The organism is Psychromonas sp. KJ10-2 (assembly GCF_047323255.1).
Classification (GTDB): Bacteria; Pseudomonadota; Gammaproteobacteria; order Enterobacterales; family Psychromonadaceae; genus Psychromonas.
The window spans coordinates 2636126-2649452 of record NZ_CP178827.1 but is presented as its reverse complement, the minus strand read 5'-3'; the positions used below and the strand labels follow the sequence as shown (position 1 = coordinate 2649452).

General features: G+C 39.4%; 11 protein-coding genes and 2 pseudogenes. 6 read left to right on the top strand and 7 right to left on the bottom strand.

The window, feature by feature from the left end; all coding sequences use genetic code 11:
* Nucleotides 1-102 precede the first annotated feature (102 nt).
* From ACLKL2_RS12845 to glnG, 5 genes and pseudogenes are all read left to right on the top strand, one after another.
* Entirely contained in the window at nucleotides 103-2274 is a 2172-nt protein-coding gene (locus ACLKL2_RS12845) for a glutamine synthetase III (RefSeq protein ID WP_413691976.1), read from the top strand.
* 236 nt (nucleotides 2275-2510) lie between these two features.
* Nucleotides 2511-2726: a DUF4124 domain-containing protein gene (locus ACLKL2_RS12840; RefSeq protein WP_413691974.1), complete on the top strand. Its 216-nt coding sequence runs from the start codon at nucleotides 2511-2513 to the stop codon at nucleotides 2724-2726.
* Complete coding sequence (locus tag ACLKL2_RS12835; RefSeq protein ID WP_413691972.1) at nucleotides 2692-3051, top strand: hypothetical protein; 360 nt, start codon at nucleotides 2692-2694, stop codon at nucleotides 3049-3051. Before ACLKL2_RS12840 ends, ACLKL2_RS12835 begins: the two co-directional genes overlap by 35 nt.
* A gap of 10 nt (nucleotides 3052-3061) precedes the next feature.
* A complete protein-coding gene (gene glnL, locus ACLKL2_RS12830) occupies nucleotides 3062-4123 on the top strand; it encodes a nitrogen regulation protein NR(II) (RefSeq protein ID WP_413691970.1) in 1062 nt (353 codons plus the stop codon).
* A gap of 106 nt (nucleotides 4124-4229) precedes the next feature.
* Nucleotides 4230-5628: pseudogene (gene glnG, locus ACLKL2_RS12825) on the top strand (nitrogen regulation protein NR(I)).
* Nucleotides 5629-5710: 82 nt separating this feature from the next.
* Here the strand turns inward: glnG and recG are convergent.
* A complete protein-coding gene (gene recG / locus ACLKL2_RS12820; RefSeq protein ID WP_413691969.1) occupies nucleotides 5711-7783 on the bottom strand; it encodes an ATP-dependent DNA helicase RecG in 2073 nt (690 codons plus the stop codon).
* Between the two features lie 175 nt (nucleotides 7784-7958).
* Here recG and ACLKL2_RS12815 point away from each other — a divergent pair, with 175 nt between their 5' ends.
* On the top strand, nucleotides 7959-8813 hold the full coding sequence (locus ACLKL2_RS12815) for a phospholipase A (protein WP_413691967.1): 855 nt from the start codon (nucleotides 7959-7961) through the stop codon (nucleotides 8811-8813).
* 182 nt (nucleotides 8814-8995) lie between these two features.
* Here ACLKL2_RS12815 and ACLKL2_RS12810 read toward each other — a convergent pair.
* From ACLKL2_RS12810 to ACLKL2_RS12785, 6 genes and pseudogenes are all read right to left on the bottom strand, one after another.
* A pseudogene (locus ACLKL2_RS12810) lies at nucleotides 8996-9858 on the bottom strand (DUF3482 domain-containing protein).
* A 218-nt stretch (nucleotides 9859-10076) separates the two neighbouring features.
* Nucleotides 10077-10379 carry a GTPase domain-containing protein gene (locus ACLKL2_RS12805; protein ID WP_413691966.1) on the bottom strand — a complete coding sequence of 101 codons (303 nt, stop codon included), beginning with the start codon at nucleotides 10377-10379 and terminating at the stop codon, nucleotides 10077-10079.
* Nucleotides 10372-11415, bottom strand: coding sequence for a DUF2868 domain-containing protein (locus ACLKL2_RS12800; RefSeq protein ID WP_413691965.1), 1044 nt, complete (start codon nucleotides 11413-11415; stop codon nucleotides 10372-10374). Before ACLKL2_RS12800 ends, ACLKL2_RS12805 begins: the two co-directional genes overlap by 8 nt.
* A gap of 80 nt (nucleotides 11416-11495) precedes the next feature.
* Entirely contained in the window at nucleotides 11496-11804 is a 309-nt protein-coding gene (locus ACLKL2_RS12795) for a hypothetical protein (protein ID WP_413691963.1), read from the bottom strand.
* Nucleotides 11805-11821: 17 nt separating this feature from the next.
* Nucleotides 11822-12508: a tRNA (guanosine(18)-2'-O)-methyltransferase TrmH gene (trmH, locus tag ACLKL2_RS12790; RefSeq protein WP_413691962.1), complete on the bottom strand. Its 687-nt coding sequence runs from the start codon at nucleotides 12506-12508 to the stop codon at nucleotides 11822-11824.
* A gap of 120 nt (nucleotides 12509-12628) precedes the next feature.
* The gene (locus ACLKL2_RS12785) at nucleotides 12629-13219 is read right to left on the bottom strand and encodes a superinfection exclusion B family protein (protein ID WP_413691961.1); all 591 of its coding nucleotides are present in this window, start codon (nucleotides 13217-13219) and stop codon (nucleotides 12629-12631) included.
* Nucleotides 13220-13327: the final 108 nt, after the last annotated feature.

The window sequence follows — 13327 nt, the reverse complement described above, 5'->3', positions numbered from 1 at the left end:
CATTGTTATCTAGTTGTCATAACTTCATATTTTTGTATTTAACATCTAATAATAGTTATCACAAATAACAATAGCGCTATTAATATCAGCAAGGAGCATTACATGAGTGGAAACCAAGTCCGCCTACAAGCAATTGAACAAATTACTAACCGTGCACCAAAAGAGGTCGCTCAAACTGAGCCACTCAATCAAATCTGGGCTACTGATGTTTTTAATCTAGCTAAGATGGAAGAAGCAGTATCAAAAAATGCATTTAAAGCGATCAAAAAAACAGTTCAAACAGGTGTTGCTTTAGATAAAGCAACAGCTGATATTATTGCAGCAGCAATGAAAGACTGGGCGCTATCTAAAGGTGCTAAGTTCTTCTCTCATGTTTTCTACCCAATGACTAACATTACCGCTGAAAAACATGATGCATTCATCCTGACTAACTCTGAAGGTAATGCAATTAACGAATTTACAGGTAGCCTGTTAATTAAAGGTGAACCAGATGGTTCTTCTTTCCCTAACGGTAGCCTACGTATGACTAACGCTGCACGTGGTTATACAGCATGGGATCCAACAAGCCCTGCTTATATCCAACAAACAGCGAATGGCGCAACATTAATGATTCCAAGTGTATTCATGTCTTGGACTGGTGAAGCACTAGATAAAAAAATCCCGCTATTACGCTCTAATTCAGCAATGGATGCAGCAGCACAGAAAGTACTTAAATTAATGGGCGAAACTGAAGTTGCTACATTAAATTCAAGCTGTGGTCCTGAACAAGAATACTTCCTAGTTGATGAGAACTTTGCTAATGCACGTCCAGACTTACTACTAGCAGGTCGTACTTTATTTGGTGCAGCACCAGCTAAAGGTCAACAGTTTGATGATCACTACTTCGGTGCAATTCCAGCCCGTGTTCAAGTGTTCATGCAAGATTTTGAAGACAAACTATACAAGCTAGGTATCCCAGCTAAAACTCACCATAACGAAGTTGCACCAGGACAATTCGAAATTGCTCCTTACTACGGCGCAGCAAACGTAGGTGCAGACCAACAACAATTGTTAATGACAATGATGAAGCAAACGGCTAAAGAGCACGGCTTCCTATGTCTATTACATGAAAAACCATTCGCAGGCGTAAATGGTTCAGGTAAACACGTTAACTGGTCTGTTGGTAACAGCACACAAGGTAACTTACTTGACCCAGGTAAAACGCCGCATAAAAACCTACAGTTCTTACTATTCTGTGGTGCGGTAATTCGTGGTGTACATAAATACGGTCCATTATTACGTGCCGTTATCGCTTCTGCTGGTAATGACCATCGTTTAGGTGCTAATGAAGCGCCACCAGCAATCCTTTCTGTTTACCTAGGTGACCAGTTAGAGAAAGTATTTGATGAAATCAAAACAGGTAAACTAACTACTTGTACTCAAGGCGGCGAGATGGATCTAGGTCTTTCTCAAATTCTTAACTTTGACCGTGATCCAGGTGACCGTAACCGTACGTCTCCATTTGCATTCACAGGTAACCGTTTTGAATTCCGTGCTGTTGGTTCTGAGCAATCAGTATCAGGTCCATTAGTCGCAATGAACACAATGCTTGCTGATTCATTAAACTGGATTGCAGAAAAACTAGAAGCTGCTTTAAAAACTGAAGATCAAACAGCTGCTGTTATTACTGTATTAAAAGAGTTAATGGAACTTCACGGCAATGCAGTATTCGGCGGTGACGGTTACTCAGAAGAATGGCATAAAGCCGCAGTTGAAGAGCGTGGTCTTAAAAACATCCCAACAACTGCAGATGCTTTACCAGCATTCAAATCACAAGAAGTGATCGACCTATTCCAAAACACAGGTGTATTAACACCGGTTGAATTGGAAAGCCGTTATGAAGTTTATGCTGAACAATACAATCTAGCGATTGAAGTTGAAGCTAAATTAGTAAGTGATATTGCTAAGACTAAAATCTACCCAGCAGCAATTGCTTACTTATCAGAGCTAAGCCTAGCGGCTACTTCAACACAAGACTTAGGCATTGAATTAGATTCAAGCATTACTAAGCAAGTTGCTGAACATGTAAATGGTCTGTTAGCTGCAATCACTAAGATTGATACTGAAATTGCTAAGCACGACTTTGCAGATGCTGAAGCTCATATGCGTCACAGCGCAGACGTTCTTTGTCCTCTAATGGGTGAAGCACGTGAGCATGCTGATGCACTTGAGTTACTTGTTGCTGATGAGTTATGGCCATTGCCTAAATACTCTGAAATGTTATTTATTAAATAATATTGACCAAGCAGAATCAGGGGTGAGCTATCGCTCACTCCTTTTATTTTATATTTATCACTTTGAAAGTAAGTACTATATCAATAGAAAATGCAGATCACTGTTACATTGAACAACCTCATTTATATGAGCAAAGGTTAACATTTATAGAATAACCTCGTTTACAGTAAATTTTTTTATTGTCTTAATCCTTTAGCTATTCGACAATCAACTATTTACTACTTAAGGTTTAGATTATGAAATTAACTACATTTTTAGCATTATTACTTTGCACCTATTCCACACTTTCCTTTGCTGAAACAAAAATCTACCGTTGGGTGGATAGCCAAGGTAAAACACATTTTGCAGATACAGCACCTCCTGGTACACCACAAATCACAGTAGAAAATAAAAATTTAGTCTCTAATCAAGAACCTGTTGATACACACCAAGCACAAGCTGCAAAAAAATAAACAAGATTTAGAAAAAGTTAAAAAAGAGGCTGTTAAATATCAAGCTGAAATTGTCTACCCGCAAGACGATACGGCGATCCGCAGTAATGAAGGCACATTAGAAATTAATGTGAAAACCACACCAGAAAAAGAAAGCACCCAATTACTGCAATTATATTTAGATGGACAAGCATTAGGCTCTCCACAAATATCACCAACCATCAGAGCCCTCAATGTTGACCGAGGCACACACCAAGTTCAGGCACATTTAATTGGTGAAGATGGGCAAGTATTAGCAACAACACAAATTGTTACCGTTCATTTACAACGAATATCCATTAAGTAGATTAAAAAACATGCTAAAAGAACCTAGTCTCAATCTAATCTCTACCTTTCTTGAAGAAGCCAAAACCGCTTTTGTTGCGTTAGATTCTTCATTGACTTTGATCTATGCAAACCCAGCTAGTGAACAACTACTATCGCAAAGTAAACAACGACTATATGGTCAAACCTTAAAAAGTATCGCCGAACAATTTCACTTTTCACCAGAGTCGATAGAAAACCTATTATTTGAAGAGTCTTCATTTACTGAAAATGAAACAACACTGCTTATTGATGGCAGCCCGTTATTAATCGATTTAAGTGCGAGTTATATCGACACCCAAGCTACGCCTTACATACTGATAGAAATGCGTTGTATTGAGCAACAAAAGCGTATTAGTCAAGTTCACTATCAAGAACACCAACAGAAAGCAGCACAGGAACTGGTACGTGGTTTAGCGCATGAAATTAAAAACCCACTAGGTGGTTTACGTGGTGCAGCACAATTATTAGAAGCTGAATTACCAAACCCAGACCTTAAAGAGTTTACCCAGATTATTATTGAACAAGCAGACCGCTTGAGTGCGCTTGTTAACCGGTTGTTAGGTCCACAAAAAGCCGGTGCTAAAAGCATCCATAATATTCACTCTGTATTAGAAAAAGTGCGTAAATTAGTGAGCTTAGATATTCCAGACAATATCACCCTGCATATCGATTACGACCCAAGTATTCCAGACTTTGAAATGCAACCAGATCAATTACAGCAAGCATTTTTGAACATCATACAAAATGCCGTGCAAGCTTTACAAAATATGCCGGAGAATAACTCCATTACATTGCGTACGCGTACTGCACATCAAGTGACCATCAATGGTTTGCCACAACGCTTAGCCACTGAAATAAAGATTATCGATACCGGTCCTGGTATCCCGATGCACCTTCGCAGCACCCTCTTTTATCCGATGGTGACTGGACGTAAAGATGGTACTGGCTTAGGGTTATCCATTGCGCAAGAGTTAATTAAGCAACATCACGGACGAATTGAATTTAAGAGTAGTAAAGGCAAAACAGAGTTTTCAGTCTTTTTGCCAATTTAATACCCATTATATTAATAATGCGCTCTACATTGTGCAAAAAAACAGAGCCACACATTAATTTAGTAGGTATAACATTGAACATAATAAGAAAAAATAAGGAGCTATAATGACCGCTTGGATTGTAGATGATGACCACGCCATTCGCTGGGTATTAGAGCGCACATTAAAAGCAGAAAATATTGAACATGCTAGCTTCCCAGATGCAGAATGTTTATGGCAACAACTGCTTATTGAACAACCAGAGATTATTATCTCTGATGTGCGTATGCCTGGCATAGATGGTTTAGAGTTGATGCAGAAAATTCATCAACGCTACCCCTGATACCGATCATTATTATGACCGCACATTCCGATTTAGACAGTGCAGTCAATGCTTATCAAAGTGGTGCGTTTGAATACCTCCCAAAACCCTTTGATATTCATGAAGCAACTGATCTTATCAAGCGTGCCCTCAATCATAGTAAAGAGCTAAAACAACAAAGAAAACCTAATTTGCAACCTATCGCAACACCAGAGATTATTGGTGAAGCACCTGCAATGCAGGAAGTTTTCCGAGTCATTGGACGTTTATCTCGCTCTAGCATGAGTGTATTAATCAACGGCCAATCGGGAACAGGTAAAGAATTAGTTGCACAGGCATTACATAAGCATAGCCCAAGAAAAGACGAAACATTCATTGCTTTAAACATGGCAGCGATCCCTAAAGAATTGATCGAAGCTGAATTATTTGGTCATGAAAAAGGCGCCTTCACAGGGGCTGCTGCAAATCGCCAAGGACGTTTCGAACAAGCTGATGGAGGCACCCTGTTTTTAGATGAAATTGGTGATATGCCATTAGATGTTCAAACACGTTTACTGCGTGTATTAGCGGATGGGCAATTTTACCGTGTCGGCGGGCATCAAGCGATTAAGGTAGACGTACGTATCATTGCAGCTACTCACCAAAACCTTGAGAAGAAAGTGCAAACCGGCGACTTCCGAGAGGACTTGTTCCACCGTTTAAATGTTATTCGTTTACAACTACCCGCACTCAAAGAACGCCGTGAAGATATTGCATTATTAGCCAACCACTTTTTACAGAATATCGCCAATGAACTCACTGTAGAAAGTAAACAACTTACTAAAGCCACTATTAACTATTTAAGTGATTTACCTTGGCCAGGTAATGTTCGCCAATTAGAAAATATTTGTCGTTGGTTAACTGTGATGGCCAGTGGCCAAGAAGTCCATATTAATGACCTTCCACCTGAATTAAGCGAACAGGAAACACCGCAACAAGAAGGCGAGCCGGTGATTTGGCAAGAGAGCTTAAAAAATGGGCTGATGCACAATTAAAAAATGGCGAGAGTAATATTTTAGGGCAATTATTACCTGAGTTTGAAAAAATAATGCTGCAAAGTGCATTAAAACATACACAAGGTAAAAAACATGAAGCAGCTAAACTTTTAGGTTGGGGACGTAATACACTCACTCGTAAACTTAAAGAGCTTAACTTATCCGACTAAGCTTAGCTGAAATCTAGCTGATACTGACACCTAGTTTATTACCCGTAAACTAGGTGTTTTTATTCAATAGCTACTCTGCATTTTACACTTGAGCATAAACAGGCTTATCCCCTAACCAACGCTCCACCAGCGGTTTAATATACTCAGGGTGAGACTGAATTAAAGTTAACGCCAATTGCTGTACCTGTGGAATTAATACCTGGTCTCTTAACAGATCAGCAATCTTCATATCAGCGACCCCTGTTTGTTTTGTCCCTAACACTTCACCCGGTCCTCGAATCGCCAAGTCTTGCTCTGCAATATAAAAACCATCATTACTTTCACGGAGCACATTAAGACGTTTTAACGCGGTTTTAGATAAAGGGTACTTGTACAACAATACACAGTGGCTGGCAACGTCACCACGTCCTACACGGCCTCGTAATTGATGTAACTGTGCTAAACCAAGTCGCTCAGGGTTTTCAATGATCATTAAACTGGGATTGGGCACATCAACACCCACTTCTATTACCGTCGTCGCCACCAACAGATCCAACTCTCCAGCTTTAAATGCATCCATGACATATTGCTTCTCAGCGGCTTTCATACGCCCATGCACTAAACCGATGCGTAAATCAGTTAAAGCCAATTGTAACTCATTGGCTGTATCTTCCGCGGCCTGACACTCCAAGGCCTCAGACTCTTCAATCAAGGTACATACCCAATAAGCTTGTCGTCCTTCATTTTTACAAGCTTTGTATACACGTTGAATAATTTCATCTCGTCGAGAATCAGCCAAAGCAACGGTTTGAATTGGCGTTCTGCCAGGTGGTAACTCATCAATCACAGAAACACTTAAATCCGCATAAGCGGTCATAGCGAGGGTACGTGGGATCGGGGTTGCCGTCATGGTAAGTTGATGTGGTACTAAACCATTATTAATACCCTTTTCACGGAGTGATAAGCGTTGATCCACACCAAAGCGATGTTGTTCATCAACAATAATCAAGGCTAGGTTATTAAACTGTACATTATCGGAAAATAGCGCATGCGTTCCTACCACCATTTTTGATAAGCCCAGGGTAATATTTTCAGATTGATCTCGTTTCTCTTTCACTTTCATCTTGCCTGATAACATACCCACTCTGATATCTAAGGGCTCAAACCATTGTTGAAAGTTTAAGAGATGCTGCTCTGCTAATAATTCTGTCGGGGCCATTAAAGCGACTTGATACCCAGCCTCAATAGCTGTTAATGCAGCTAATGCCGCCACTAGTGTTTTACCTGATCCCACATCGCCTTGCACTAAGCGCATCATTGGCACATTGGTCAACAGATCCTGCTGAATCTCTTGATTAACCCGTTGTTGTGCGCCCGTTGGTGTAAAAGGTAAATTCGCCAGTAGTTTGTTAGATAACTGTCCCGTCCCATTCAATGCCGGTGCTTGATGCTGTTGGGCTTTATGACGAAGCGCTAGCATACTAATTTGTTGCGCTAATAACTCTTCAATAATTAAACGTTGTTGAGCAGGATGCGAACGATCTTCTAACTGCTCAATACTTGCCGACGGTGGTGGTCGATGAATGGTCATTAACGCATCAAACAAGCTAATTGGGTGTGATAACAACGCGGTAGGAATAAGCTCTTCAACTTGGTTTTGCTGTAGGTGTTGTAAGGCTTGTTCCGTTAACTGGCGTAAGCTATTTTGCTTTAACCCTTCTGTTGTTGGATAGATTGGTGTTAACGCTTCTTCCAATGAAGCTGTGGTATTTTCACTGACTAATGAATAATCTGGATGAGTCACTTCTAAGCCTTGGTAACCTCGCTTGAACTCACCAAAACATTGTATCCACTGCCCCTCTTTAAAACTGTTTTTTTGCCCAGCATTAAAGTGAAAGAAGTTAAGCGTAGCGATACCTTCACCATCGCTTATTTTACACTTTAAAATACGACGCTTACCAAACTGTACTTGGCAACTGACCACTTCACCTTGCACACTCACCTGCATCCCATCTTTAATGGCTGTAATAGGGTAAATTCGAGTGCGATCTTGATAATGTAAAGGTAAATGAAATAACATATCCTCAACTGAGTTTAAGCCTATTTTACTCAATTTTTCAGCTACTTTTGCACCAACACCCTTTAGTGCTGATAGAGGAATTTTATTTAATTTCATTTTGAATCCTAGCAACTTATAAGCTTAATAATCTATACGTAAACTTATAATAGTTTAGACTGAACCTACATTAACGATAATGTAATACATAAACTTTGTGGTATGCATCTTTTATTTAAGGGAATAAGTATGCGTTTTATTTTTTATCTTGATAACAACATGGAATGTTTTTGTATTGGCTGAAACAGTGCCACTCGTAGAGCCTATTGAAGATGATGTTACCTTGTTACCAGAAACAAATGCCATCGATGAGCGATTAGAAGATGAGGCAATTAGTGAACTGGTTAATTTTTCAATTATACCGCATAAACCTAACTATTTATTGCCCTTATCTTTTAACGATAAAATCCAAGATTATGATATATATCAGAATGATGGTAATACGTATCGACGCTTAGAGGTGAAATTTCAAATCAGTTTCAAAATGCCTTTATTTCATAATATAGGTGATTTGCCTATCTCAGGTTATGTGGCTTATACACAACGATCATTATGGCAAGCTTATAATACAGCCTCATCGTCTCCCTTCCGTGAAACAAACTATGAACCAGAAGCCTTTTTGATCTGGGATGCCGATAAAAATTTAGGCTCTGGTTGGCGTTTTAAGGCTGCCAGTATTGGCTTTGTGCATCAGTCTAACGGTAAATCAGAGCCCAACTCTCGCAGCTGGAACCGCATTGACAGTAGTTTTATCTTTGATCGACAAAACTTGGTTATCTCGATCAACCCTTGGTATCGATTAGAAGAAGCCAGTGACGATGACGATAACCCTGATTTATTAGATTATTATGGTCATGGTAAAGCCATTATTGCCTATAAACATAACGAACATGTTTTTTCATTTACCAGCCAAAATAATATTGAAAGTGGCTTTAGTAAAGGCTCCGTTGAAGCAGCATGGAGCTTCCCACTCTATGGAAAAGTAAAGGGTTACTTACAAGTAACCTCAGGGTATGGGAACAGCTTGATTGAATATAATGAATATACAAATACCGTTGGCTTAGGTATTTCTATTTCTGATTTACTATAAGCTTGTATGGTTTATACCAATCATAGTAAGTAACTGATCTATTTTACTTGTTAAAACAACTTATTTTTTCGTTGTAAGTTTCGTATAGGGAACAACCATTTACATCAACTTACGCCTCAAACTAAGCCATTTTTCCGGCGCAAAATTTAGATTAGTTATTTAATACAATTGGTATTAATCTGCTATTTTCCTTCACTGATCGCCGCTAAAGCAGAGGTTATTTGATCAATGATAAGCTGTTTTTTATCTGCTAACAGAGGTTGGTCACTATTATTAGAGGCCAACCATTGCGGATGCTGACGAGCTCTGCGTAGCCATTTTCCCCATTGTTTAGGCAGCTCAATTTTATCTGACTGGACAGCAGCTAATGATACTTTAGTCATGCTAGCATGACCGCGCTGCTGTAAAGCCAATAACAAGCTGAGTTGCCTTACCCATAACACCTGTAAGGTTAGGTCATCTGCACACAAGTAACGATGACCAGTTACCTTAGCTTGAATTTCATCATAATAACGTTGCTTCACCCCCATAACACACCAGCCACACCACCCGCTAATGCAGCAGCACCTAAGGTCATCCCTGCAGCGACTAGATCAACGGCCACACCAACACCTGCACCTTTGACAAAATTACTGGTGGCTTTAACCCCAAACTCTTGTAAGTTATCCGAGGAAAAAAGATCTAGCTCCCACTGTCCTTCTTGGATAGGTAAATCGTGTTGGTCAATATCATCTTGTTTAAACTGATACAGCGCTAATAATTGGGTTAGTGTTTGTCTTTCCAAATCACGAATACGCGATTGTAGCTTTCCACTAAATATTTCAATACTTTGTTCATTGTTATCGGCTTTAAAACGACACGCAGCCGCTTCTACTAAGAGTTGCGCTATTAGTTGTTGCGCCGCGGCTTCTCTTTCTTGCCATTGTTGTTTACGCTGTTCGATTAGCTGCGCAAGTTGTTGCTCTCTATGTGCCAGTAAAGTCTGCATCTTTTGATAGATTTTTAATTCATCAGAAAAACGAAATACGACGCTATCGAAGCTCACAAAGGCGTGTAAGTTCAAACGAGCTAATTGTGTCTGCCACGCTTGGACATCGGCACCTGGTGAATCAATAAAGTTTAATACTGGAATAATAGGTTTAGCGGCATAACTTAATATTTTTAATTCGTCGCGATATTTTCCTAAAATGGGTTCACGTACATCTACCACATAAAAAATAATATCGTTGCTTAATAACGCTTTTAATACTTTAAGCTCTTGACTTAAATCGGGAAATTTTTTTCATTTTCGATAAATGATAATAAGCGATCAACACCATCATATTGTTGAGATGCGCCATCAATCACTTGTAATAAATAGATTGAATCTTCTAAGCCTGGCGTATCATAAATCACTAAGTTTTGGCTGTTGTCCACACGAATTTCAGCCCCTTCCACATGACGTGTTGTACCCGCTTTATCTGCAATTTCACCAAAACTAGCATCGCGTAATAGAGTACGAATTAATGAGGTTTTTCCTGTGTTTGCGTGTCCAACTACCGCAACGGATAATAATGCTTTATTCACCTTCAACCTCACTTATTTGTTGATAAGTAATGCATGTTGCATCGATATTAGCTTGTTCTGCCATCTCCACCCAGTTATTGAAGCGCAGTGAATCTTGTTCTCCTTCAGGTAGCGCCATGTCACCTAAAATCACCAAATAAAGGGTTCTCGAACTATTGCTATAACACCTTTTAACAAAGCTTAACCAACCACGATCTGGAACGCGCTTAATGTCCACATAGATGACTAACGACATCACATTAGCGATATCCAATGCTGTCAGTGCTTGCTGTTGTGTTTGTCCATCAATGACGTTAATCAAGGCAGTCGATGTATCAAGCTGACCTTGTAATTTATTTAATAATTGTGTGTTGAGCTCTATGGCTAAAGAGTACGATTGCTTAGGTAATTCATTGGTAGTCTTAGTGTGTATTGCCTCAGCTTGTTTTACCTCTGCACCCTGCTGCTTATCCAGATCAGGGTCGCTGATAAAAGAGCGACTACTGACTGGCTGTAATAGCCCTTTTAATTGCACATAATAAGACAATGAAAAATTAATCTTGAACTGCTGTTTTTTAAGCTTCACTCGACGTTTAAAAAATAACATCAACACAACACGTGGTAACAAGGCATATACGGTTAGACTAAACATTAAGAGATTAGCCCAACTGATTCTGCTTTGTTGTGCTGCATTCAACTCATTAACCGCACTTATACTGGCTTGTGTTACATCACTGGCATGGGGCACTGCAATCCCCAAGGCATCTGGTAACGCAGTTAATAATTGCGTTATCTGAGTGAACACCCCCTCACTTAAAATGGTCGTTTGCCAAATAAAGTCTACTTGATGAGTAGCCAACACCAGTATTAAAGAGAGTGTTGCGCCAAGTAAATAAGATGTCCACCATAAATGGCTCAGTAAAGATAAGCGTGCTCGCCCAAAATATGTGCCAAATTGATGCTCAAAATAAAAACGAAACAGCCCAACATAATGAGGGTGTTGATCAGTGGTTTTATGCAATAACTTATCTAACAATGAGATCAAAGCGAGACTCATATTAGCTAGCCAAGAGGTGCTCAAAGCACCAGGTTTACAAAAAACAAATAACCAGACGAGAAGTGATAATAGATTAGGGGCTAGAAATAAAACAATCGCCCAAAAAAGTTAATTTGAGAGTTGCTTTGATTGACCAATAACTGCGAGACACTTGATGCGCCTACTATAAAAAATAATAGGCATAATAAGCTACAAAATACCGTAAACAACTGCTGAAAGTGTTTTAACACTGGTGCAACTTGATAACGTAATTCAGCTAATTTAGTCCGTTTAGTTAAGGCTTGTTCAAAACTTAACTCAGCGTAATCTGCATGAAATTGGTCTGATGGAGTACTTTTCTCAATGATACGTATGCCTTCCGTTAATAAACGGTCTGGGTATAAGCTCATTAAACGTTCTCCTTTAATTATTTACGTCCACGAATCGCATTCCACCAATCATCAGAAGCGGCAATTTGCCCCTCTTCGTCAAGCGGTGGATAAGGTAAACTTTTTTCTCGACATAATTGACGATAAATAGGATGACCACCTTCAAATAAAATACGCTGTTGCTCTTCTTTAGGTAATTGACAAACTTGATCATACATACCAGCGATTTCACGCTGACGTTGTGCTTCATACATAATCAACGCTGAAGCCACAGATACATTTAATGACTGACACATGCCCACCATAGGAATAATCACATCTTGGTCTGCCAAAGCTAATGCTTCGTCACTAATACCGTATTTTTCTTGACCCATTAAAATAGCCGTTGGTTTAGTGTAATCAACCTCGCGGAAATCAATGGCAGTATCAGACAGATTAGTGGCAATAATTTGCATCCCTTGCTCACGCATCACAGCCACAGCATCTTGTACCGTATCATGAGAATGTACATTTACCCATTTTTGACTGCCTGATGCCACATTACGCGAAATACGTGTGGAATCTATATCCCATGTTGCATGCACATTATTAATGCCCATAGCGTCCGCTGTACGAACAATCGCAGCTAAGTTGTGTTGCATATGCACCTGTTCCATAAAAACGGTTAGATCAGGTTGACGGCGGTTTAACATGGAAGTAATACGGGCAAAACGTTCAGGAGTCATACTCTCTCACACAAGTAAGTTAGAAAAGCATTTATTATATAGAAAGTTTGAGCTTGGCTAAAGCAGTGTCAAAAAAGCGTTTTCAAACACTGCTTATACATTATTGATAAGAAAAAGGAGTTATTTCAGAGAAATATAGTTATTACGCGCGTATTGAGGTCGTGCAGCTTTCAACACTTCAGCTTCCGCTTCTGTCAATTTCCCAACAGGCAAACCTATCACTTTATGCGTTAGTTGCTCCCTTGCTTCAATAGCAATAGATAGTTTAATAATACGACTACTGCCTTTAATTTCTTGTGTTTCAAATGCTGGTGCTAATACCCCTGAGGCTAATAGATTACTGACAGCGGGTTCTGTCAGTGGCAAAGCTAATACCGTCTTACGTTGAATAATAAACTCACGTAACAGGGCTTTTTCTTCAAAGTCTAACTGTCGAATCATCTTGTTTCTGCGCACGACTAAACGCTGGCTCAAGTAATACTCTTTTAACCCTGAAAATGAAAATGATAACAATCGAGTCAATAGATAACAGCCAGTTAGTAAGGCTAACACCCATAAATAAGGTGCATAAGAAGCGGGTAACAGATCTGAGTTATTAAGAGAGAATAGTGAACTTGGAATAACTAATAAAACAGCACAACTTACACACATCCACATCATAGTCGTGGTGATCCCTTGTTGCTCTGTCATACGATGTAAAAATTGTTTCATAATAGCTCCTGCCAAAAAATTGTTGCACAGATTTAGAAAAGCAGGAAGCATGCCATAAAGTTAAATTTAGCAAAAAATAGATAAGAAAAAAGGAGCCGAAGCTCCTTG